Annotated in this window: 24 protein-coding genes; 5 read left to right on the top strand and 19 right to left on the bottom strand. The window is 45.4% G+C overall.

What is annotated here, in order from left to right; translation table 11 throughout:
- Nucleotides 1-91 precede the first annotated feature (91 nt).
- Nucleotides 92-1,330, bottom strand: coding sequence for an acyl-CoA thioesterase/bile acid-CoA:amino acid N-acyltransferase family protein (locus tag AC2TF5_RS08600; protein ID WP_491301760.1), 1,239 nt, complete (start codon nucleotides 1,328-1,330; stop codon nucleotides 92-94).
- 383 nt (nucleotides 1,331-1,713) lie between these two features.
- On the opposite strand from AC2TF5_RS08600, the gene AC2TF5_RS08595 reads away from it, so the two are divergent.
- Nucleotides 1,714-3,357 (top strand): helix-turn-helix domain-containing protein, encoded by a 1,644-nt coding sequence (locus tag AC2TF5_RS08595; protein WP_491301759.1) that lies wholly within the window; start codon nucleotides 1,714-1,716, stop codon nucleotides 3,355-3,357.
- Nucleotides 3,358-3,438: 81 nt separating this feature from the next.
- Complete coding sequence (locus AC2TF5_RS08590) at nucleotides 3,439-4,473, top strand: ABC transporter substrate-binding protein (protein ID WP_491301758.1); 1,035 nt, start codon at nucleotides 3,439-3,441, stop codon at nucleotides 4,471-4,473.
- 316 nt (nucleotides 4,474-4,789) lie between these two features.
- Here AC2TF5_RS08590 and AC2TF5_RS08585 read toward each other — a convergent pair whose 3' ends face one another.
- The 15 genes from AC2TF5_RS08585 to AC2TF5_RS08515 form a co-directional block, all read right to left on the bottom strand.
- Nucleotides 4,790-5,887, bottom strand: coding sequence for an alpha/beta fold hydrolase (locus tag AC2TF5_RS08585; protein WP_491301757.1), 1,098 nt, complete (start codon nucleotides 5,885-5,887; stop codon nucleotides 4,790-4,792).
- Complete coding sequence (locus tag AC2TF5_RS08580; RefSeq protein WP_491301756.1) at nucleotides 5,884-6,477, bottom strand: TetR/AcrR family transcriptional regulator; 594 nt, start codon at nucleotides 6,475-6,477, stop codon at nucleotides 5,884-5,886. The genes AC2TF5_RS08585 and AC2TF5_RS08580 overlap by 4 nt, the downstream gene beginning before the upstream one ends.
- Nucleotides 6,478-6,651: 174 nt before the next feature.
- Nucleotides 6,652-7,518 (bottom strand): sulfurtransferase, encoded by an 867-nt coding sequence (locus AC2TF5_RS08575; protein WP_491301755.1) that lies wholly within the window; start codon nucleotides 7,516-7,518, stop codon nucleotides 6,652-6,654.
- 26 nt (nucleotides 7,519-7,544) lie between these two features.
- Nucleotides 7,545-8,318, bottom strand: a complete 774-nt coding sequence (locus tag AC2TF5_RS08570) for an ABC transporter ATP-binding protein (protein ID WP_491301754.1) — start codon at nucleotides 8,316-8,318, stop codon at nucleotides 7,545-7,547.
- 21 nt (nucleotides 8,319-8,339) lie between these two features.
- Complete coding sequence (locus AC2TF5_RS08565) at nucleotides 8,340-9,344, bottom strand: ABC transporter substrate-binding protein (protein ID WP_491301753.1); 1,005 nt, start codon at nucleotides 9,342-9,344, stop codon at nucleotides 8,340-8,342.
- Nucleotides 9,345-9,385: 41 nt separating this feature from the next.
- Nucleotides 9,386-10,162 carry an ABC transporter permease gene (locus AC2TF5_RS08560; RefSeq protein ID WP_491301752.1) on the bottom strand — a complete coding sequence of 259 codons (777 nt, stop codon included), beginning with the start codon at nucleotides 10,160-10,162 and terminating at the stop codon, nucleotides 9,386-9,388.
- 4 nt (nucleotides 10,163-10,166) lie between these two features.
- Complete coding sequence (locus AC2TF5_RS08555; protein WP_491301751.1) at nucleotides 10,167-11,513, bottom strand: LLM class flavin-dependent oxidoreductase; 1,347 nt, start codon at nucleotides 11,511-11,513, stop codon at nucleotides 10,167-10,169.
- 70 nt (nucleotides 11,514-11,583) lie between these two features.
- Nucleotides 11,584-12,564, bottom strand: a complete 981-nt coding sequence (locus tag AC2TF5_RS08550) for an aldo/keto reductase (protein ID WP_491301750.1) — start codon at nucleotides 12,562-12,564, stop codon at nucleotides 11,584-11,586.
- Nucleotides 12,565-12,782: 218 nt separating this feature from the next.
- Nucleotides 12,783-13,367 (bottom strand): DJ-1/PfpI family protein, encoded by a 585-nt coding sequence (locus AC2TF5_RS08545; protein ID WP_491301749.1) that lies wholly within the window; start codon nucleotides 13,365-13,367, stop codon nucleotides 12,783-12,785.
- Between the two features lie 28 nt (nucleotides 13,368-13,395).
- Complete coding sequence (locus tag AC2TF5_RS08540; protein WP_491301748.1) at nucleotides 13,396-14,343, bottom strand: GNAT family N-acetyltransferase; 948 nt, start codon at nucleotides 14,341-14,343, stop codon at nucleotides 13,396-13,398.
- A gap of 25 nt (nucleotides 14,344-14,368) precedes the next feature.
- Nucleotides 14,369-15,025: an FAD-dependent thymidylate synthase gene (gene thyX / locus AC2TF5_RS08535; RefSeq protein ID WP_491302842.1), complete on the bottom strand. Its 657-nt coding sequence runs from the start codon at nucleotides 15,023-15,025 to the stop codon at nucleotides 14,369-14,371.
- A 207-nt stretch (nucleotides 15,026-15,232) separates the two neighbouring features.
- The gene (locus AC2TF5_RS08530; RefSeq protein WP_491301747.1) at nucleotides 15,233-15,862 is read right to left on the bottom strand and encodes a pyridoxamine 5'-phosphate oxidase family protein; all 630 of its coding nucleotides are present in this window, start codon (nucleotides 15,860-15,862) and stop codon (nucleotides 15,233-15,235) included.
- Nucleotides 15,863-15,887: 25 nt separating this feature from the next.
- The gene (locus AC2TF5_RS08525) at nucleotides 15,888-16,355 is read right to left on the bottom strand and encodes a GNAT family N-acetyltransferase (protein WP_491301746.1); all 468 of its coding nucleotides are present in this window, start codon (nucleotides 16,353-16,355) and stop codon (nucleotides 15,888-15,890) included.
- Between the two features lie 148 nt (nucleotides 16,356-16,503).
- Entirely contained in the window at nucleotides 16,504-16,998 is a 495-nt protein-coding gene (locus tag AC2TF5_RS08520; protein WP_491301745.1) for a GNAT family N-acetyltransferase, read from the bottom strand.
- 139 nt (nucleotides 16,999-17,137) lie between these two features.
- A complete protein-coding gene (locus tag AC2TF5_RS08515; RefSeq protein WP_491301744.1) occupies nucleotides 17,138-17,998 on the bottom strand; it encodes a helix-turn-helix transcriptional regulator in 861 nt (286 codons plus the stop codon).
- Nucleotides 17,999-18,130: 132 nt separating this feature from the next.
- Here AC2TF5_RS08515 and AC2TF5_RS08510 point away from each other — a divergent pair, with 132 nt between their 5' ends.
- From AC2TF5_RS08510 to AC2TF5_RS08500, 3 genes are read left to right on the top strand one after another with little or no spacing between them, the layout of a single operon-like run.
- Nucleotides 18,131-19,189: a Gfo/Idh/MocA family protein gene (locus AC2TF5_RS08510; RefSeq protein WP_491301743.1), complete on the top strand. Its 1,059-nt coding sequence runs from the start codon at nucleotides 18,131-18,133 to the stop codon at nucleotides 19,187-19,189.
- Nucleotides 19,190-19,249: 60 nt separating this feature from the next.
- On the top strand, nucleotides 19,250-20,128 hold the full coding sequence (locus AC2TF5_RS08505) for a sugar phosphate isomerase/epimerase family protein (protein WP_491301742.1): 879 nt from the start codon (nucleotides 19,250-19,252) through the stop codon (nucleotides 20,126-20,128).
- 31 nt (nucleotides 20,129-20,159) lie between these two features.
- Nucleotides 20,160-21,020 (top strand): sugar phosphate isomerase/epimerase family protein, encoded by an 861-nt coding sequence (locus AC2TF5_RS08500; RefSeq protein WP_491301741.1) that lies wholly within the window; start codon nucleotides 20,160-20,162, stop codon nucleotides 21,018-21,020.
- A 115-nt stretch (nucleotides 21,021-21,135) separates the two neighbouring features.
- Here the strand turns inward: AC2TF5_RS08500 and AC2TF5_RS08495 are convergent, their stop codons facing one another.
- From AC2TF5_RS08495 to AC2TF5_RS08485, 3 genes are all read right to left on the bottom strand, one after another.
- The gene (locus tag AC2TF5_RS08495) at nucleotides 21,136-21,702 is read right to left on the bottom strand and encodes a DUF1697 domain-containing protein (RefSeq protein ID WP_491301740.1); all 567 of its coding nucleotides are present in this window, start codon (nucleotides 21,700-21,702) and stop codon (nucleotides 21,136-21,138) included.
- Between the two features lie 133 nt (nucleotides 21,703-21,835).
- A complete protein-coding gene (locus tag AC2TF5_RS08490; protein WP_491301739.1) occupies nucleotides 21,836-23,059 on the bottom strand; it encodes an FAD-dependent oxidoreductase in 1,224 nt (407 codons plus the stop codon).
- Nucleotides 23,060-23,125: 66 nt separating this feature from the next.
- Nucleotides 23,126-23,686, bottom strand: coding sequence for a YeeE/YedE thiosulfate transporter family protein (locus tag AC2TF5_RS08485; protein ID WP_241929972.1), 561 nt, complete (start codon nucleotides 23,684-23,686; stop codon nucleotides 23,126-23,128).
- Between the last annotated feature and the right edge of the window lie 4 nt (nucleotides 23,687-23,690).

Genomic DNA, 23,690 nt, shown 5'->3' with positions numbered 1-23,690 from the left:
AAACCTCTATTGTAGGTACCAGAAAAAACTAAACGACCGCTTCCCGATTAAATAACGGGAAGCGGTCGCTTCATAGTAGCCTATTTGAAGATTACGTTTGCATAAACGAAATCACTTTCCACCAAGCGTCGCGTTCGGCCATAGCTATATCGCAAGTCGTTGCCTGCTTGCTTAGGACAATCGGGGGCAGACCCGGGATGAAGAAGCTGTGATCGGCTTTCGGGTAGCGTAGGTGACTCGTTAAATAAGGGTAGTTTTGCTGCTCCAAAATTTGCAGCGTTTCGACTGACATCTCTGAAGTTGGCCCGAGCGCATCAAGATCGCCAGTGACGAGCATTAAGTCGCATTTCATTCGTTCGACGGGGATTCGCGCGTTTTGAATGGCTTTTTTGTCCTGAAGGGCGCGTATATACAAATCCCGCAAAGTAGTTTTGTCGAAATCTTCATGCGGTTTGTAATCGGATGGATAGGAAGCGTAGTCAAAAGGTTTACCGTCGTAAGACCACGAAGAAACGGATTCCTTCACACCGATTTGAATTCCTTGAAACACATATAGCGATGGAGCAAAAGCGACAACGGTGCAGATATCATTGGGAAAGACCGAGCCAAGCAGTAAGGCGAGCTCCGCCCCTTTTGAAATGCCCATTACGCGAATCGGACGACCATCCGTTTCTTTCCGTGCTTTCAGCCATTCCGCCGCTTGCTGGAACTGCTCGAGCCGTATTTCCGCCAAACCGGTTGGAAGGTCGTACTGCCCGCGGTAGTCGAAATAAGCGACGGCAAGAGCCGCATATCCGCGCGAAGCAAGCAGAGACGCTACCTGCTCAGACCATTGGAATCCGCCTCCCGAACCGCCGACAACAAGAAGAGCCGGTAAATCCGAAGCCCGATCGGATGCGAAGTATTTACCGACGAAACCGTCCGTCACGAATGTCTCCTGAACGTCGTCGGATCTGAACGTTAGATCGAATTGCTGTTCCACAAGTCTATCGCCATTTTTGTCTACAATAACCGTTACAGTCTGCGGCTCGGTATTGATTTTCATAAAAAACGGCATTTTATCCGAAAGGTCATTCAAGCGCATCGACCAAAACAGCCCCATAGCGTCCTGATCTTTGTATGTCCCACTTAGCGGGACGGCGGACTGCACGTCGATGCATCCGTCCCGATCGGCGGTGAACTCCGCTAACGCTTCCCATACTCTCCCGAAATCGTCATGCATCGCCGTTTTCAGCAAATACGTTTCTGCCGGCTCCAAGCCGAAGATGCGTAGGTGCACTGGTTCGTCGGCCAAAGAACTTTTTCTGTTTACTTCAATGGTTGGATTCACTGATATCGCTCCTTTATTCAATATTGTATGTCCAACATTGGATATTAGACTAAATTATATCCAATGTTGGTTATTATGAGCTGATTATAGAACGGATAAATTTCCCTGTCAATATAGTCAAGAGATACAATTTCGCAAGCATCCTCAAATATACTGAAAGTTATCATTGCCCTTATTTCATCACCAAATAATGCTACATATCCCGGTAACGTTCCCGTAAATGTATCTTACCTCTAGATACTACAATGGATCCCCCAAAAACTTTAATATTCTCTCTGGGCTTATAGTGGAGCGCCCGAGGCACCTCGCCAATTAACCGGAGCTTTTGGTATAATACACTTTTAAACATTGAAAATGATTATCATTATCTAGGAGAGAGTACAATGCATAAATCCCCCTCTACTTGCGAAGGGATGCCTATAACCCCTAACTCCTTTTTTATGCCCATTCGCGTAACCGGATTAGGCGAGCCAGGTGTGTACGATACCCTGGAAGAAACATCAGCGTTATTCCGTATCCTGATTGTAAGGGGAGGAGACGGATTGCTCTGTATCAACGATGATCAGCATGAGCTGTGCCGGGGAAGCGTAGTTCTATGCGATGCTGCGTCGACACTGGATCTTCCAATGAAGCCGGGTTCCCTGTTGCGAGGAACCCGAATCGAGTACCGCTGCTTGACCGTCAGCGGTTCTGCGCCGAACGGCTTGAAGCACCCAGTACCGCTGCACCGTTGCCCGGCCAAAATAATAAGATTGGCAGATGAGCTGGAAACTGTCTGGAGAGAGCCGCAACTCGGCAAGCCGTTCAAGGCTCAACAGCTGTTCATCGAACTACTGGCAGAGCTGTCCAATGAGCTGGTGAGCAGGCAGCAGCCAGCTAACGGCTGGCTGGAACAAGCCCTGCATTATATGCAAAGCCACTACAACGACGACCTGACGCGAGAGCATATGGCTGATTTAGCCAATGTAAGTCCAGAACATTTTTCGCGCACGTTCCGTAAACATACCGGTCGCACCTTCAATGCCCATCTAACCCTGCTTCGGATTCGCAGCGCCCAACGCCGCATCTTGACCGGTGCGCCGGATTTGACTACGCTGGCTCAGGAGGTGGGCTATAAGGAAGGCTTTTATTTGAGCCGCAAATTCAAAGAGTCGATCGGACTGTCCCCTACCGCCTATCAGCGCAAGCGCAAACGAATTGCCGCTCTGAATCTCAATCATACCGCAAGCTTAATCGCGCTGGATGTCGTACCCGAGCTGGGTGTCTATTCGTCGTGGCTGGAGCAGATGCAGCGCAGCAGCAATAGAAAGATAGGATCGAAGCTGAATCCGTACGGACACTCCCGCTCGGCTTACTGCGAAGCGATCGCCGCCGCACAGCCGGATGTTATCATCAATTACAGCACGGCGGATGAGAACGAGGGTCTGCTTCCGGTGGCGCCGGTGCTGGGACTGCCGTTCATGACGATGAACTGGCGTGAACAGTTCCGTCTAATCGCCGATATTGCAGACAAGAGGCTTCAAGCAGAGCGCTGGCTGACTCATTATGATGAGCTAATCGGTAAGGGCAATCTTCTGCTTGATCGGGAGCTGGGCAGCCGGGGAACCGCGATTGTCTGGGAAATCGGTTCCCACACCGCTTACTGCTTCAGCAGCAGCTTCGGACGAGGGTGCCATATCCTCTATGAAGATATCGGCTTTCGTCCTCCCTCCCGATTGTTGGAGCAAAGGATATCGGCACGCGGATATATAGAAGCCGAGATCGAATCGATTCCGTCCTATCCAGCCGATCATATTTTTATCACTGCGCTGCCTTCTGCTCCAGAAGTTCAGCCACGCATCCAGCGATTATTCCAATCTTCGAAATGGCTGAATATGGATTGCGTCCGAAATAATCGAGTATATCTGTTAAACCAGCCGGAATTGTTTTTTGGATATGATCCAATCTCTTCACAGGCTCAGCTTGATGAACTACTTCGAGCGCTGACATCACAAATTTGCATGACCGGCCATCATTTGAAGACATAGCCATCCCCCTTTCCGTGTTGTATAGTGTTGTTGATATAATTGATAATGATTATCGTTGTCAAATAAAAGGGGGATACACCATTGTTTTCTCAACCGCGATACAGCAATCGTAAATTCACTTACTTCTTCTCACTCTTACTCCTGTTGGCTGCCATTCTCTCTGCTTGCGCTGGAACAAAGCCGGACAAACGCAGTGTCACGCCTGATGGCAGAGAATCCGCGCAGACTACAGATGGCGGTTCCGGCGACCAATCATCCCATCCTGACGAAGCTTCGTCGGAAGCGGCTGCAATGAAAACCATCTCAACCATCAATGGGGATATTGACATTCCAGTTCACCCTAAGCGTATCGTGGCTGAGGAATATTTGGGCAGCCTGATTGCCTTGGATGTCATCCCTGTTGGCGCACCCGGCTTGACGATACAAAACTATTACTTCAAGGAAGCGCTGAATGGAGTTGCAGATACAGGGGTATACGGGAAGCCATCCGTCGAGCAGATCCTCTCTCTCAACCCGGATCTCATCATTACCGGCAATGGTGAGAGTTACGATATGCTCAGCAAAATTGCGCCGACAGTCGTCATTCCCTACGGCGAATTGAAAAATGTGCATGAGGAACTGTCCTATTTCGGCAAGCTGTTCGGCAAAGAAGCCGAGGCAACGGCATGGTTCGCTGAATATGATCGTCGCATTGCCGCAGCCAAAGCTACCGTCGATGCTGCTATTCCCGCAGATGCCACCTTCTCCATCATGGAGCACGCCGACAAGACTACCTGGGTATACGGGGATAACTTCGGCCGTGGCGGCCAGCCGGTGTATCAAGCATTGGGCCGCAAGCCTCCGGCCGGTGTCGCGGATGAAATTATAGACAAGCAGTGGGCTGAAATATCGGACGAAATGCTGAATCAGTATGCCGGCGATTATATCATTATGACCTCCAACAAACGAACGGTGGAGGATTTCAGGGCCGATCCGCTATGGGGCAATCTTCCGGCGGTGAAGAATGACCAGTTATACATATGGCCCGAAGAGCGATCCTGGTATTACGATCCGCTCGCTGTTCTTGCCCAGACCGAAGAGCTAGCTGGCTGGATTGGCGATCGGGTTGTTCATTAGAGCGATCACGAATCGAAAACACGAAATTAAAATATTGGTTAGCTCGAAAGCGTAAGCCAGTATATTTTAAGCCAAAGAGCGCCTGCCTGCACAAGGCGGAGCTCTTTGGCTTTTTGTGTACCTTCCAATATGCTAATAAGCCCTAACGATTGTACGAATGGATGGTGGCTGACGGATTCAGCCCAATCCTATGGGGAGCCTTCAACATCTCGCCAGCAAGCATTTTAATACACTTTCGCCATTTCGTAAAATTGCTTGGATATTGACCGCGACAATAAGCGCATCTGCCTGTATTAACGGAGCACCGTGCAGAGACTCACTTGGCCGTTGCCATTACATTCGTTCGCTCCAAAATATCAAATAACGCCTCGTTGAATTTCTCCTTACGGTCAAGCATGGCAATATGACCCGCATCCGGAATGGAGTAAAACAGCTTGAGCGGCGCTTGTATTGTTGTAAAGAATTCCTGTGCCAGCGGATAGGGTGTTTGCCAGTCCTGCTCACCATGTATATAAAAGACAGGTATTTCAAATGGAGCGCCCATAGACGACAAATCGTATGATTCCATTAAATATTTCCAAATATGACACTGTCCGTCGCCAAATGCTCCGGAGATGAAAAAATAACTCATATCCTTGAGACTATAAAATGGTGAACATAAAGCATTGATGATAAGCTCTGTTGTTGGGCCAGCCGATAACTTATATTTTCTTTGAAATTTTCGAACCTTCATAAGTTTCCTGATCATTTCGTCATCGAATGCGAGCGGAGGGTAAGGTTTCAAACGAAGAAGAGCTCGATAATCGTTGTCGTTTCCCGCTTCTTTTGCCGATTCCAGTACTTTTTCATAGCCAACGCGTTCATTGTCAATCATATTGACAACCTGTCCAACGCCGATATAAGCCTGTACAAGCTCCGGGTATTTTTTACTGAACAAGCTGCCTAACACCGATCCCCATGAATGTCCCAAAATAATAATCTTCTCTTTGTTATACTTGTTTTTCAAATATTCCACAATTTCATAAGTATCCTGAACGATACGGTCAACCGTAGTTGTGGGCGTTACTTGTTTCGGATCATTATTGAAATAAGTTTTGCCGCTGTTTCTTTGATCCCAATGTACGACCGTGACACGCTTCTCCCACGGAATTTGAAACTCTTGGGCAAACGGTAGTATAGGCTCTCCCGGGCCGCCATGCAAAAACAGCATCACAGGATTGTCAATGTCCTCGCCCCGATGATGCAAATATTGCGAAATACCGCCGATGGTTACGAATTCTCTGCAATCAATGCCATTACTCATGGGAGAAATCTGAATTTGATTTGCCTTCATCTTTTTCTTGTACTGGACAAACAGAACCAAGCAAACCATTAAAATAAGCAATCCGCCTAAAACTATCATTAAAACGCTCATTGCTTAGCTCCCCCCGCCATATAGTCGGCAATGGAATAGACGAGTATATCCAAGGCCTTCTCTCTTCCCCTCTCACCAAAAGACATATCTGTCGAACCAATATAATGGAGCGCATTCATTAAATAAGCAAGCACATCCATCTCGCATCCCGATTCGTCAATGCCGCAAAGCGACAGTGTCCTGCTAAAATAGTCGTTTGATTTTGATGCTTCCCAGTCTGCCGCCTCATCTGGAAGCTTACGAAGCAGATACTCTATGTCCGCTGGAGAAACGTAAAGAACAATACTGTCCGCTGCCAGATAGATTTCCTTCAATGCCTTTACAAGCCTTTCTTTCAATTTTATTTTTTCGGACAAAACGGACTCGACTCTTTCAAACATTCTATTCTCGCTCTTTTTGATAATCGTATAGAGGAGTTCTTCTTTGGAATTGTAGTACGAGTAAAAGGAACCCTTACCGATATTTGTCGCCATGGTGATATCCTCCACAGTAACCCGCTTTACGCCTTTTTTGCGAATCAATTCAATCCCTTTTGTATACATCGCTTCTCTAACCATTTCTTTTTCATGTTCAGTGACAATTTTAGGCATAATCCCTCTCCTTTTATTGACTACAAATTCATTTTACAGTCAATAAAAATATATTAACCTCTTTTTCCGCTTCTTACAAGACATTTTGTTTTTCTAACTATTTTCCGCATGGAGGTATTAAGGTACTCGGTTGCTCTGTCAAGACAACCATAGTCCCAACAAAAAGAACCCGCGTCAGACGCGGGCTCTTACGTTTTTCTCATTTCCAGTCGCAATCGGATTCTCCTCGTAAGAAATCCAATCGCTCCAGCTCCCAGCATATAATCTTACATTGCTATATCCCGCTTCCTGCAACGCCAAGACATTCGGGCACGCGGACAAACCGGAACCACAGTACACGATGACTTCTCGGTCAGGATCGACATCGGCAAACCGCTCTTGCTGCACTACCGGTGATTTCAAACTCCCGTTATCCTGAATACCGTCCTTCCAAAAGGCATGAATGGCACCTGGTATGTGACCTGCTACCGGATCCAATGGCGCGGATTCGCCTGTATACTGCTTTCTATCCCTTGAATCTATAAGGGTGACTTCCCCCCTTCTGTCCAGGGCTGCTCTTACATCGTTCACATCTGCCAGCAGTTCGGGGCGCAGTTCCACTTCAAAGTTCCGGGGTGTCACTTCAGTCTCCTCGGCGGTCAGAGGAAGTCCGGCATCAGCCCAGCCCTTGAATCCTCCATCCAAAATGTAAGCCTGCTCATGTCCAAGATACTTCAATATCCACCATAACCGGGCAGCTTCTGGCCTTAGGTCATCATCATATATGACTACGGGAGTGCTCCGGTCGATGCCGAGACTTCCGAATGTCGTTGCAAGCCGCTGCGGATCAGGAAGCGGACTCCGTCCGCCATGCTTACCTAGATGGTCTGTCAGATCTTTTTTCAAATCAACATACACTGCTCCCGGCAGATGCTGCAAAGTAAATGAACTTATACCGTACTCCGCATCTCCCGGTTGAAATCTGACGTCTGTTATAACAAACTGTCCATTTCCTGACTGAATCCGTTCAAGCACCCATTCCTGACTGACCAGATTAGACATCAGCTTCTCCTCCTGTCACCTTTTCACTAAATGGTAAACTCCAAATCTTCCTCGGTTTTCACATCATAAATGGCAGAATATATGTCATTCTGGATCTTTAGGAGACCAGCATCATCAAGCTTACGTGGACGTGCGAGAGTAATATTGAAAACACGGTGAATCCGTCCAGGTCGCGGTGACAGCAACACGATACGGTCTGCGAGAAAGACCGCTTCCGAGACATCATGCGTTACGAACACCACCGTCTTCTGTTCCTCCTCCCAGATCCGCAACAGATCACTCTGAAGCTGCAGCCTCGTGAGATGATCTACGGCACCAAACGGTTCATCCATTAACAGCACTTCAGGATTACCGACAAGGGCTCTGGCAATGCCTGCACGCTGCTTCATTCCGCCGGACAGTTGGTGTGGATACTTGGACCCAAAGCCCAGCAAGCCAACCATCTCTAAATATTTATCAACGCGTTCCTTACGCTCAGCTTTACCAATACCCGCAAACTCAAGCCCAAGACCTACATTTTGATCTACTGTACGCCACGGGTAGAGAGAGGGGTCTTGAAAGACGACGCCTAATTTACGGTCAGGTCCCTTCAACCGCTCTTCGTCTAGCAATATACTTCCCTCGGTTGGTCCTTGAAGTCCCGCAAGCAGTTCTAGCAGCGTACTTTTCCCGCAGCCGCTCGGACCGAGAATGCAGAGGAACTCACCATCTTCCACGGTCAGATTGATGTCCTTCAGCGTTACCGTTGGTACGGCTCCGTCATAGACTTTGGATACGTTATGCACGGTGAAACCAGCCATATGGATCCCTCCCCAACGGTATTATTTTTGTGGAATAAATCGCAAGTCCAAAATGCTTTCCACGTCATATATTTCATCTTGGAAACCTAATTCCTTCTGGATCTTTTGTGTATCGTTCAGCGCATCGACATTTACATCGGGATTATTCTCCCACAGAACGTCTTCACGCTTTAATGACTGGTCAAGTACATCCGGATCGATATCTATATTTTTCAGATAATATTCCTTAAACTCCTCCGGGTGGCTCTTTGCATATTCCTGCGATTTGAAGTAAGCGCGAATCAGCTTTTTCACCAGTTCCGGTTTGTCTTCTAAAATCCCTTGCCGGGCGGCAAGAACCCCTGTATGAAATGTCGGCAGGTAATCCCAACCGGTGGCAATAATTTTGCCCTTCCCTTCCTTCTCTACCAACGAAGCAAAAGGTTCGTGGATAATGGTCGCATCTACCTGGCCTGTTTCCAAACTTGCATAAGCTGCTTGGTGTGTACTGTTGGCTACTAGCGTAACATCATCGGCATTTATTCCGTGCTTCTCCAGAATTACTCTTGTATACACTTCAAGGCCGCTTCCGAAGAGGGCAACCCCAACTTTTTTCCCTTTCAGGTCCTCAACCCGATCAATGCCAGGCGATGCAATTAAATAGAACGGGCCCTTTGTACGGAACATAGAAGACACAATCTTGATCGGCGCACCCTTTCCTGCCGCTACGATAGCTGTAGTTGTGGCTACATCCACCACATCGATATCTTTACTCGTCAAGCCAGCAATCGGATCTTTGGTGCTAATGAATTCAACGTCCAGCCCTTCTTCTTTAAAAAATCCTTTTTCTGCACCGAATGACACAGCCAGCCCACTTACACCGCTAAGCGGTGCATAACGGATCTTCTCTAGCTTCTGCCCCCCTGATCCATTGGACGACGGATTAGCCGTGTTTGAATCAGCATTACCTGCGCATCCTGCGAGCAGTGAGAGAAGCATAGCTGATAAAGCAACTGTAATGAAAAGACGATTTCTCTTTATATTCATGCAACATTCCCCCTGCCAAATTTGACTCTCAATTCTTCTATTTAAGAGGACTTCCATTTCATAAAAACTTTACGTTCGAGCAGATCGATCAGTGCGATAAGCAGCACAGATACGAGTGTTACCAATACAACAATGGCAAAGGCCTGTGCCGTATTATATAGAGACGTAGCCTTGACCAAAATATTACCAAGACCGTCTTTCGAAGCCAGCATTTCACCGAACAGCGCTCCGACAAGACCGGTTGCAGCCGAAATTCGCAGAGCAGTGAATATCGTCGGCGCGGCAGAAGGCAAAATCACCTTCATAATGGTCTGATAACGGCTGGCTTCAAACACCCGAGCAACTTTCATATGCTGATCCGCCGTTTGTTTAATCCCCGTGATCGTATTCATCGCAATCGTAAAGAAACAGAATAAAAAGACAATCGAAATTTTGTGGATCACACCAATGCCGAGCCAGAGCGCCAGCAGAGGTACAATCGTTACCTTTGGAATCGCCATCAACGCGGATAAATACGGGCGGAAGAACTTTTCAGCCCAAGGCACAAGCACCATAAACATGCCAACAGCTATTCCCGTAATGACGGAGACACTGTAACCGACCACAAATTCACCTAGTGTAACGTAAATATGTTTATAGATTTCACTATCTACAAATAGCTCTAACATTGCTTTAATTACCTGTGTTGGTGCCGGTAGATAGAGACTGCTTACCACTTCCGTTCTAACCAGCAATTCACAGAGGGCAAGAAGGATTAATAGGAGTACAAGCTGACCAGCAAGAATTCCTCGGTACTTTCCTGATGTCTGAGTACCCATATGTTCACCCCTTGAGTTGAAGCTCAAAGCGATTTCCCGGTCGCCCCAAACCAAGATGATCCCGGAATGTGCTCCCTTCATATTCTGTCCGGAATATACCTCTACGTTGAAGCTCTGGCACGACGAGTTCCAGAAACAGATCCAATCCTCCAGGCATGTACGGAGGGCATACATTGAAGCCATCTGCCGCCTCATCAACGAACCATTCTTCGATCAGTTCGGCTATCCGCTCCGCACTTCCTACGACAAGCAGATGTCCTCTCACGGTCACGGTAAAGAAGTAGAATAAATCCCGTAACGTAATATCCTCGCGTCCATTTGCCTTTTTTGCCAGTTCAGCCCAATGGAGTGCAACTTCTGAAGAAGATAAATCCGGCAGGGGAGCGTTTAGATCAATACCGGTCAGATCAATACCCAATTTATCGGATAAAGGTTTAAGATCATAGTCCGTGACGACCAGACTGTTCAACTCATTGTATTTGGCCCGAGCCTCTTCATCTGTTCTGCCAACAATCGGTACAAGACCAGGCAGTACTTTCAGATCCGAATCCGTTCTGCCATACTCACGCAGCTTGCTCTTCACTTCCTTATAAAAAGCCTGTGCAACCTCCTTAACATTCGTACCGGTGAACACCATATCAGAGTATTTGGCCGCCAATAACTGGCTGCGCGGAGATGTACCTGCTGTAATTAACGGGAGCTGTCCTTGAATCGGACGAGCTACATTGAGCGGACCTGCTACAGAGAAATGCTCGCCACTGTGATTCAACTCGTGCACCTTGCTGCTATCCGCAAAAACACCGGATTCTTTGTCTCGTGGTAAGGCATCATCCTCCCATGTATCCCACAACCCGCTTATCACTTCAATGAATTCCTCGGCATAGTCATACCGTTTGGCATTGTCCCAGTGCTTCTCGCGGCTGAAGTTTTGGGCCGCTCTAGGATCCGATCCTGTCACTACGTTCCATGAAGCTCTTCCGCCACTCAAATGATCTAAAGAAGCCGTCATGCGGGCGATATTATAGGGCTCGGCATAAGTCGTGTTCACCGTGCCGATCAAGCCGATTTTCTCCGTCACAGCCGCCAAATAGGACAGCAACGTAAACGGCTCCAGACGGTTCATTTGGGACGGGAATAAATACTGCATGTCTGCACTCGTTGCCAGACGGTCTCCAAGGAAGAAAAAGTCAAATTTGGCCTGTTCCAGTTTTTGCACAATTTCCTTTAAAAAATGTGGATCGTATGCACCATCCGTTCGCCCTTCTGGAAGTCTCCACCCGGCGGGATGATAGCCCGTTCCGAACAAAAATAACCCCAGATGCAATTGACGTTGTTGCTGTTGTGAACTCATTCTAGTCACCTTCCTGTATGTAATAGTTGTATGAAAAAATGTTGGGATGAACAGAAGTTACTCTGCCGTGCTATTCAAGCGTCTCAATGGAAAGGCGGTCAATCTCGGCTAATTCTTCCGAGTCCAGCCGCTCATCTGAGTATCGAAGCGTCTCCTGTAGTTGCTCAGGTTTCGAAGCACCCACGATGGCAGATGTAATGCCAGGACGACTCAACACCCAATTCACAGCATACTGAGGAAGGCTCCAACCACGCTTCTCCGCCAAGGGACGAATGATATCAACAATCTTTAACGCATGTTTTTGATTTAGCAGCGCTTGTAATCGCTGCTCTCCTGCAGCCAAACGCGATTCCGAAGGCGGGGCTTCACCGGATCGATATTTTCCTGACAAAATCCCTCTTCCGAGCGGACTGTACACAATAACCCCCACCTGCTCAGATTGTGCAAAAGGGATCAGTTCCTGTTCTATTCCTCTGGTAATCAGACTGTACTCTGGTTGCACACTCTCAAAGCGGCGCAAATGATAGAGTGCGCTTATTCCATGGGCCTTGGCAAGCTGCCACGCGGCATAGTTAGAACAACCGATATAGCGGATCTTCCCTTGCTTGACCAAATCATCCAGCGCCTGAAGCGTTTCTTCCAGCGGCGTATGGGGGTCGAAACGGTGTACCTGGTACAGATCGATATAATCCGTCTGAAGACGCCTAAGACTGCTTTCAAGCGCACGGTAGATATGATACCGGCTCTGTCCTTGGTCGTTCACTCCTGGACCCATCACATTATGCAGCTTGGTTGCCAGCAAAATGTCATGACGTCTATTTTTTAATATGTTGCCTAGTATCGTCTCCGACTCCCCAAGCTGAGATAGGCTTCCATTGTCCATACCCTTGCCATACACATCAGCCGTATCCACCAGATTGATACCCATGTCCAGTGCCTGATCCAGCACCCTGGCTGAAGCCTGTTCATTAATCCAACGGCCAAATGCCATCGTTCCAAGACTTACTTCGGAGACCTTCAGTCCTGTTCTTCCAAGTGTTCTGTATTGCATCTTGTTGACGCCTCCTTAAAAAAAGACAGCCGGAAATACATCTCAATCGAGAAGATGCATCTCCGGCTGTCCGGTAGAATGGGTTTATTTGTCTTTAACTTATAATTCCGATAAGTTAAGTGGAGTATAGCATTGACACTTTTTGTCGTCAACCATTTTTTTAAAGAAAGGAGGCTGAGGCTTGCCCTCACCTGATAGATAATTTGAGAGTTTATGCTTCAATTAATCTCCACAATACCCTCAGCTTCATAAGGATAATCAATCTGTTTCTTGACCTGTACCACTCCATCTTCCCCTCCAAATAACTTGATCAGGTATAACCCCAAGTCGATGGAGGTAGCTACTCCGCCTGCTGTAATGATATTGCCGTCTCTGACAATTCTGGATTGAATAACTTCCTTACAGTATGGTTCGAGCAGATCATAGGCTCCTGGATGTGTTGTTGCAGCTTTGTCTTTTAAAAATCCGGCGGCACCCCACAACAGCGAACCTGTACATACAGACACCTTATATTTGCACGGTTCAGCTGATCGCAACCAATCGATAAACTCCTGATCATACCGTAACTTTCTCGTCCCAATTCCCCCAGGAATGAACACCATATCATATTGTGATAAATCCGGCTTGATCGTGTTCACTTTTATAGTCAGCCCTAATTCATCCGTAACTTCTTCCGTTAGCCCACAAATATCCCACGTCGTTCCCTTGGTTTGATCAAAAAGATTTAACCGGTAAATGACATCATAAAAACCAATAAAGTCTAAAAACGTAATATCGTTAAAAAGAATAAACCCGATCTTCACCGTAATTCCTCCTTTAAAATGCTGCTTTCTATTTGGTTGTCAGGTGAAACCTTTGAACTTCCAATGGCCCTGGTTTAAAGCCTATATTATAGTATACAGATTCGGCAGAGTTCCCTTGCATCACATATAATCTCAGTATTGGAAAATGAGGCTTTAACATGGTTAGCGCTTTTTTCAACATATTTGTAGCTAATCCCCTACCTCGATATTCTTGAAGAACACCTATATTATATATAGCTGGAAAATAACCTTCCCACGAAACTAAGCAGGCTCCTATAAGACGATTACTTTGCCGATCATATACTAACGTAGAAGCTGCTAAAGTTAATTCATTGGTTTGATAAGCGTAGGAGCCAATCATGTCCTTATAACAATCTGCTGACTCCTGCTTTCGTCTAATAGCATCAATGCTGCCCACATTACATTCGTAGAAAAAATGTTCTATGTCCTGAGTGTTTACTAGTTTCTTTGCATCACCATTCTCAGCTGCAAGCTGTGGCTCTATAGCAATCAGACCTTCGTCCCAATTCAATGCATACTGCTCAGTTGGGCGCTGCATCCACTTACATCTGTATTCATCAGGCCAAAACCCTGCCCGTGCAAAGAAATCCACGTGATCCTGTAAAATTTCGTAAACAATAATAGGTTCTGAGGGATCTGACCATGTAAGCAGTGCTTTTTTCAGTAAAGTAACAACTTGAAACTCTACATGAAACGGAGGAATGAAAAACAATAAATATAAGACATTGGGCGCAATAACGAGCCCGCCTATCCTTTGCTCACCTTTATAAATCCAGAACGGGTCTCTTTGTAGATGAAAATCATACACGCTTTCCTTGAAAAAACCGTTATATTCAGAGTTGTAATAAACCGAGCTATAAACGCCCCATTCTTCCTTATCTGCTTTGATCAGGGAGAATTCTTCGGATAACTGGTATACCTGCTGGTCACTGGACCATTGAATGATTTGATACATAATGTTCTCCTTTGTTTCAACTTTTCTAGCCAAGCTCTATTAATTCATCTATTGAATGCGGGTACAGTGGTTTGATTAGCTCTAATATAGCTTTTGCATAATCCTGTATTTCTTTCTGCGCATCATGTTCAAGCCTTTGATTCAGAAAATGGCAAACGGATTGAAGTGAGGCGGTCCAATACCACCTAACATACATTCCATAGGCAGGCAAGAACAACCGAGCTTGTTCTGCACATACCCCGTTGTTTAATGCAGTTTCATACTTTTGAATTCCTGAATCTATGTATTCTAACAATTCGGATGTAAGTTTCATTCCAATCGTTTCATCTAAAATATCTCCGCTGCCTTGCTTGGAATTTTCCGGTTTACTTCTCCATTCTCCAGACCCCGGAATATAAAATGTAGGTTCCTCCGTAATATATCTCCGACTTGATTCATTCCAAGCCTCAAAGCTATCACCAGTACCTTCAAAATGAGCCGAGCCAATCACATATTTCCACCACTGTCTCGCTACCATTAATGGAGCATATATTTCAAATTGTACAATCACATGTCTGAATGGCGACGTATGGCCTTCTCGGGCCAGAAACTTAATGAGTTTAATGTCTTTGTCGTTAAGTTCAGACGATTCCTTCGCATAAGAAACTCGTGCAGCATTTACAACAGTCAAATCCGACCCCATATGATTCACAAGCCGTACATATCCCTTATCCAATACATTTAGAAATGACAATAGTATCTACCCCTTATTTTGTATTTCTATTTTCTTAGACTACTGTACTTAAATACTCCTTTATTGCTCGGGCCACTTCTTCAGGTTATTTTCATCATCAAAAGTACTAAAAAAACAGGTTGGCTGCTCTTTGTTGTTCAAAACAATCCTCCAAACTCAGTACAGTCTCTTCTCGTATGATTCCTTTAACGACTTCCGGACATCCTCTTCTCTTGCTCCGGTATGGGCTGCCAGTATTTCTGAAGGCTTGGGTAATGTACTGCGATCTGGCCAGCTTTCGTGATCCCATAGCTTTGATCTTTTGAAAGACTTAGCACAGTGTATGTAGCATTCCTCCACCGTTACACCGATTCCGACCGATGGTATCTTTCCGTTTGCCATCATGGATTCCAAAATATTTTTATCTTTAATAACACATGCCTTCCCATTGACCCTTAATGTTTCTTCAATCTGTGGAATCACAAAGACAATTCCGATGTGAGGATTACTTAGAATGTTTAATATAGAATCCATGCGGCGGTTTCCCGGACGTTCAGGAATAACCAGATGTTTACTGTCAATCATATGAACAAATCCTGCGGCGTCACCACGCGGAGAAACATCGCAAGCCCCTGAAACATCTGAGGTGGATATAAAAATGATTGGCGATTGCCGAATAAAGTTCATCGCATGACTGTCTATGTGATCAATCGTTTTTTTCACGACCAGTGGACTTGGGTAACCTAACATTTCCCGAAGTTCTTCCTCACTCGTTATTCTCTCATTCTCATGAAAGGGTTGATGCATATTCGTTATCCTCCTCTATGATTTTTTATCCAATCGATACATTTAAATCATAATGGAAAAATTCCTCGTCCTTAACAAATCCATTTCTCTCATATAGTCTCTGTGCTATAACGTTATCTGCTGCTGTAGAAAGAGATAGACCTTTCGATTTCGTTTCTTGAGCATAGCTTTTGGCTGCATCTAACAATAATTGCGCTACTCCTTGCTTGCGGTAATCCTCATGTACATACAGATCATTCAGAATCCAAGATCTCTGCATGGATATGGACGAGAATGAAGGATACAGCTGCGTAAATGCGGCATACTGATCTGATGATCTCTCGATGATCGTAAATATGACGGACTCTCGCTGTTCAAATCGTTCACTCAGATATGCCTTGGCACCCTCCAGATCAGAATCTTGCTTGTAAAATGTTCGATAATGATTAAATAAGACAGCTATCCCGTCTAAATCTTCAATCGTAGCTTCTCTGACAATGAACAACTCACTCATCCTTCTCGCCCCTTTTTATAGGTATAATATAACATTTCCCCATGAGGTATTCTCTGGGATATTATTATCAATTTATGCGTAGTTGCCCTCTAAATAACTCTTTATATCCAATAGGTCCTTCACTATGTAATCACTTCGAAGTTGTTATCTATTTTTGTAAAGTATAGTAGTAAAGGCCGTCTCTTAGTTCGTCTTCTCTTGTAAAATTCATTTTAGTCAATAGTTTCTGTGATCGGATATTGTCTTGTTCAACAGTGGCTTCGATGATATCAAGCTGCATGTCACCAAATCCAAGTTTCAGAATTTCAACAAGGGCTTCCTGCATAAAGCCCTGTCCCCAATATAGACTAGACAGATCAAATCCGATTTCAGCTCTCGAAGGAACTTCTTTCACCCAACAATGATATCCGCAAGTTCCTGCTAACTCACCACTCGACTTAATAAAAAATCCATATCTACAACCCGAATCATCAATATGAAATTGGATAATCTCCTCAGCCTCTTCAAGTTGCTCACAAGGATCTATATCCATAAACCGGGTTACCTCTGGATCGGAAAAATGTCTAAAGACCGACTCTGCGTCCCTCAAACTTAGCTCTCTTAGTAAAAGTCTACTTGTTGTAATCTCTTTAAAATGATTCATATTCTGAACTCTATCCTCCCAACTGTATACAACAAGACCCGACCATGGATAGTACCTTAGGTCGGATCTTGTTCGCTCCTGTATCCCTTTATTACATGTCACGGACCATCGCCTGATCCGGCAAAAATCATTCTGGTCTCTACTGCCCGACCCTATCGCGGTAGATCCTTGGAGAGACACCGGTAATTCGTTTGAACACTCGGGAGAAATAAAATGTATCTTTATACCCGAGAGCTTCGCCAATCTCTTTGACCGTCAGTTCTGTGTTGAGCAAAATATTTTTTGCTTCCGCTGCTTTAAGCCGGTGCAGAAATTCATTGAGCGGATAACCGGTATGCTCATGAACAATTCTGCGGAGCGTGGAAACGGAAATGTGATGTCTCGAAGCCATATCTGCTGGTTCCTGCTTCATATATAATGACTGCGAAATATCGTCGATCACTTTTACCACGAAACTTTCCCGATTGTTCAACTCGCTGCGGTCCGATTGGGATACGAGATCATAGAGGAAGGCCTCCAAAATTAATGCAGCTCGGTCCATATTGCTGGAAACTCCACTATCAATCAGCATAAACATCATTTCCATCCGATGAATGAGTGAATCGTCAAACGTAGCCTTTTTGATCATTTCCGGATTAGGAAGCCAGTGCTCCAGCCACTCCATAACTCTGTACCCGTCCACTGTAAAATAATATTCATCCCAGTGCCCATCGGTATATGGTCCATAATCAAACGATGCGCCGGGGAACAGACAAAACCAGCTTCCTGCCTCTACCTTCTGTATTTCTCCACCATTCACCTGGTAATAACCACTCCCGCCTGTGATCATAACAAACGCCCAGTTGTGGAATTTGGCATCCTTTCTCTGTAAGGTTCTGCCTGGCAAATGACCCGCATTTATAACCGTCAGCGACTTGATCTTCTGCTTGCTGGAATCGATCATTGGGTTAAAGACTCGAATAGGATGAGAACTGATCATATAATCCATGTATTTTGTCATCCTGCACATTCTCCCTTTAAAACAACTATGTTAAATTGTACTTACTTGAATAAATATAACATATCTGCGTTGTAAATATCGCATTATATAGCAGTTCTACGGCGTAGATAAAGAGAGGATGTAAGCGTAAACATGAGTAAAGTGAAAATTGGTGTGATTGGCTGCGGTTCGATCTCTGAAAGTCATTTCCAAGCTTATCAAAATAATCCTAATGTGCAGGTGGTAGCTGTCTGTGATTTAAAAGAGGACCGAGCCCGCGAAAAGGCTGAAAAATATAACGCTTCTCACGTATATACCGATTATCATGAGCTGCTGGCGAACACCGAAGTAGATGCAGTCAGCGTTTGTACCTGGAACAATACCCATGCCGAAATCAGTATCGCTGCACTTCGTGCAGGCAAGAACGTTCTGTGTGAGAAGCCGCTGTGCAAAACAGTAGATGAAGCTCTTCAAGTTGAGCAAGCTGTACGTGAGACAGGCAAATTCCTTCAGGTTGGTTATGTGCGCCGTCATGCGTCCAACATTTCTGTACTGAAGAAGTTTATCGATGCAGGCGATCTCGGGGAAATTTATTTTGCCAAAGCCAGCTTGATCCGTCGTCTCGGCAATCCGGGTGGATGGTTCGCAGATAAAGAACGTTCCGGCGGAGGACCGCTGATTGACATCGGCGTGCACGTCATTGACCTTTGCTGGTACCTGATGGGCAGACCTAAAGTGAAATCCGTAAGCGGTAATACTTACAACAAGCTTGGAAACCGCTCTAATATTGAACATTTTGACTTCTATCAAGCTGCAGATTATGACGCATCTTTCAACACGGTTGAAGATATGGCGAATGCACTCATTCGTTTTGAGAATGGAGCATCCATTATGGTTGACGTCAGCTTCTCGCTTCATGCTAAAAAAGAATCAAGTCAAATTAACATTTATGGTGACAAAGGTGGCGCTGAAATTGAGCCGGCACTGTCTATCGTTACAGAACGTCATAACACGATCATTAATATTGATCCTCAGATCACTACACCAGGCTTTGACTTCCAAGGAGCCTTCGACAACGAAATCAATCACTTTATCGACAGCTGTCTTGGAAATATCGAAACCAACAGCCCTGTAGAAGACGGTGTGGAGATGATAAAAATCCTGAACGCAGTGTATAAGTCCGCCGCAGAAGGAATCGAAATCTACTTCTAGTCGACTTTTGATCACGAAGTAATTCACACTATCTTTTATACTTAGGAGGCTAAAGCCGCTATGAATTTGAATAACAAAATTGGTGTTATTGTAGATAGCTTCGGAGTAGGCGTTATGGAAGGCCTAAAAAAAGCAAAAGAAGTTGGAGCCGATGGCGTTCAAATCTACGCCGTATCCGGCGAGATGGACCCTGCAACCCTTTCACCAACTAAACGCAAAGAGCTTCGCAGCTACATTGACGGACTAGGACTAGAGATTTCTGCTCTATGCGGTGACTTGGCCGGTCATGGCTTCCAGGATGCTGAAGCGAACCCTGAGAAAGTGGAAAAATCCAAGCGCATTCTTGATCTGGCTGTAGAACTTGGTAGTTCCGTCGTGACCACTCATATCGGTATCGTTCCTGACGATAAAAACGGCCGTATTTATGACGCTATGCAGCGGGCTTGTGACGAACTTGGCGTATATGCAAAGAGCATGAATGCTTACTTCGCCATTGAGACCGGACCAGAACCGGCTGCGCATTTGAAGAGCTTCCTGGATACACTGAGCACGAACGGTGTCTCCGTCAACTTTGACCCTGCCAATATGGTTATGGTTACAGGTGACGATCCTGTAGAAGGCGTTAAGCTGTTGAAAGATTATCTGGTTCACACCCATGTCAAGGACGGAAAGCGTCTTCGTCCGGTTGATCCTAGAGATGTATACGGTTTTCTCGGATACGGTGCGATGGATCACGAGAAGATTGCCGAGATGGCAGCCTCAGGTGCCGCATTTGAAGAAGTACCGCTGGGTGAGGGAAAAGTGGATTTTCCAGCCTATTTTGCAGCACTTCAAGAAATCGGGTATGGCGGTTACTTAACCATCGAAAGAGAAGTCGGCAGCAATCCGGAGCATGATATCCGTAAAGCCGTTGAGTTCATCAAATCTTATCGAGGCTAAATGAAGTTAACATCTGAAGGGAGCAAACAGCATGAAGTTAGGAATTAGTTCTTATAGTTTATTTCAAGCGATGCATGCGGGAAAAATGAGCATCGCGGAAGTGATTGAATGGACAGCCGAAATTGGTGCCCAGCATATTGAAATCGTGCCAAAACTCGGTTTCGACTTTGATGTGAATCCCGAACTCGAAGAGCAAATCGTAGAGAAGGCCAAATCTGTAGGCATTGATATTTCCAATTACGCGATTGGGGCGAACTTCATTACAGAAACGGAAGAGCAGTATGAAGCGGAAATTGCCCGTGTAATAAGCGAAGTAGATCGTGTTAACCGCCTTGGCGCTAAGTTGATGCGTCATGATGTTGCTTCCCGCCCGGATATATCCATTGCTAACTTTAACAAGGATTTGGAAAAGATCGCACTCGCCTGCCGCCGGATTGCCGATCATGCGAAGCAGTATGACATTACAACCAGCGTAGAAAATCATGGGTTCTATGTTCAAGCCAGCGACCGTGTACAATCCCTGATTCATGCGGTAGACCGGCCTAACTTCAAGACGACACTGGATGTCGGCAACTTCGTATGTGTAGACGAAAATCCAGTAGCCGCCGTGAAAAACAACTTGAAATACGCTTCGATGGTTCACATTAAGGATTTCTATATCCGTCCATCGTACCGTAACCCAGGTGAAGGATGGTTCACCAGCGCAAGCGGTAACTACCTTCGTGGGGCTATTGCAGGACAGGGTGACCTCGATATGTATGAAATATTGCGCATCGTGAAGCAGTCTGGATACGACGGCTACATGTCGATTGAATATGAAGGTATGGAAGAGTGCACCCGAGGTACCAAGATTGCTTTCGACAATGTAAACCGCATTTGGAACGAAGTGTAATATATTTCATCATCCATAAATGAATGATACTAACAATCCCCTCGAGGCTGACAACTTCAAGGCCACATCTGCTCAGATGTCCTTGAGGTTGTTAACCGAAAAGGGGATTGTTATTTCATCGAGATTCTTCCATGGCACTTGCCAGCATGACGAGCTTGTTTATTGTTTTCCAGTTGCGAACCGTCGCCGGGACATTTAACCTATGAAGATTGTTTGTAAGTTTGGAATTACGTACGCTATGGCCGAATAACAGAAATACCTCTCGCCCATTTATCCGGAACTGTTCATTATCGCTTTGATAACCCCTCAGCCTTTCTATCCCTTCCGATGATGGTTCTTCCTGCAGCAATGAGACGTATAAGCACTCTCCGACAGACGAAGCTTCCGCTGCGGCAACTTCTTCTTCTGAAAATGGGTTATTCGCGGCAATCTTTTTCAATTCCTCAGCTGTTCTTATAATAACGTTGACTGAAAATCCAAACACGGCTTCAATTTCATTCTCCATGGTCTTCCGCAGTATGTCCTCCTCTTCTTTTGATTCGAAAAGAACATTTCCGCTTTGAATATACGTCTGAACTCGATTCAGACCCAAAGCTTCACACATTTTATTCAATTCAGCCATCTTGATCATATTCTTACCGCCGACGTTAATCCCTCGTAATAACGCGATATAGATCGCCATACCTCTCACTCCCTTACTCCTCATTCATTCTTCCGTAATTATACATTGGATAATCACCAGAATGTAAGACTAGAAGCTATATAGCAAAAAGCCCTTCCGATTCCGGAAAGGCTTCGCTACCCAAACATAAGATTTACGATAAAAGTCGATTTAAAGCGTCCTCATTTATATTTTCGGTGATTACGGATTGAATTTTCCCATCAGCCAGATAGACGATGGAAGGAACGGAATCTACACCTAACTTGGCAGCAAGTCCAGGCGACTTATATACATCGACTTTCGTAACCCGTACTTCTGACGAATGAGATTGTTCAAATTTTTCGATAACCGGCAATAATTCACGACATGCGGCATCCGTAGCGTTCCATAAATAAACAAGCGAAGGATGGCCATGATTCTGAATCTGGTTCTCATAAATCTCACATTCAGAAATATACTTTTCTGCACCATATCCAGCAATCGCACCATCACCAACCGCAGTAGCCACTTGCTTAAGAAACTTATCACATACATCTCCTGCCGCAAAGATACCAGGTATGTTCGTTTCCATTTTTTCATTAACAAGAACATATCCGTTCCGGTTCATGTCCACTACGCCGCTTAGTACTTCCGTATTCGGTGTGTATCCGATAAACAGGAAGCAGGAATCAACCTTGACGGGCTGCCGTTCATTGGTTTTTAAGTTTTTAAGTACAACGGTATCTAGATGACCTTCCCCTTCAAAAGAGTCCACCACCGTATTCCAAATGAATTCCATTTTAGGATTTTCCAGTGCCTCGGTTTTTGCTATTTCATTGCAATCCATTTTGCCATGATCATGCATGACAGACACAATTACTTTATCCGCGAACTTGGTCAGGAACATCCCTTCTTCAATCGCTGCATCCCCGCTTCCAATCACCATAACGGTTTTACCCGTATTGGCTGCCGCATCACATGTTGCACAGAAGGAAATCCCTTTATCATATAAAAATTGATCCTCATTCATTGCTCCGGTAACCCTTGGTTTACCGCCCGAGGCAATGATGATTGACTTGCATTCATAATTCGTCCGGAAGGTTTCGACTATTTTTTTATCCTCGGTTACACTTACCGCTTTGACATCGGTCATTTTGAAGTCAACGCCGAATTTTTTGGCCTGTTTATGAAATAGTCCCATGAGCTCCGTACCTGTCGTTCCTTCAGGAAAGCCAGGATAATTTTCTATTTCATTGGTATACGTGGCGAGCCCGCCTACCAGAGATTTTTCTAATAGAAGTGTTTTCAATCTTGCACGTCCACAGTAAATGCCAGCAGTCAAACCTGCTGCTCCTCCGCCGATGATGACAACATCATATTGTTCGGTTTTCTTATTCATTTCCTTCACCCCTCTTGTACAACGGGCTGACTTACGTCAGCCCTGAATCTTGGTTCATTCTCGGTTCTACATAAAAAACTTGGCCAACAATTTGCTCCCTATAAATGCACCTACAAACAGGAACAGTCCAAAGATCCATCCTGAAAGGGATAAAGAAGCGATCGCTGTAAACAGTGCACCAATATTACATCCATTAGCCAATCTGGCGCCGTATCCCATGAGCAAACCACCAAGTACAGCAGCCGCAACCTGTTTTTTCGACTTAATCTTTTTCAACTTGAACTCGGATGCAAACAGTGTTGCTAATAATGCTCCCACGATAATACCTAAATTTCGAATCGATCCGCCATCGTTCAGAAACCCGGAGGATAGCGTTTCTTGGGATTTTTCCGAGCTAAAGTAAGACCAGTTGTCAACGTTTCCGCCAACAAGCTGATATAACCATGCTCCCCAATCCGCAAATGTACCCGTAACTCCCCATCCTTTAGAGAAAACGGCCAGATGAGCAGTAGCAAACACAGCGAGAAGTACAGCTCCGGTAACATAAGTTAACGGCTCTTTCAGCAGCTTTTTGTAAAAGCGGTTAGAGGATATTTTTAACCAGAATTCATTCACCGCTTCACTCACCGTC

It is taken from the genome of Paenibacillus sp. JNUCC 34, from assembly GCF_058269055.1.
Note: the sequence above shows the minus strand (reverse complement) of the source record. Positions and strands in the feature narration are given on the sequence as shown.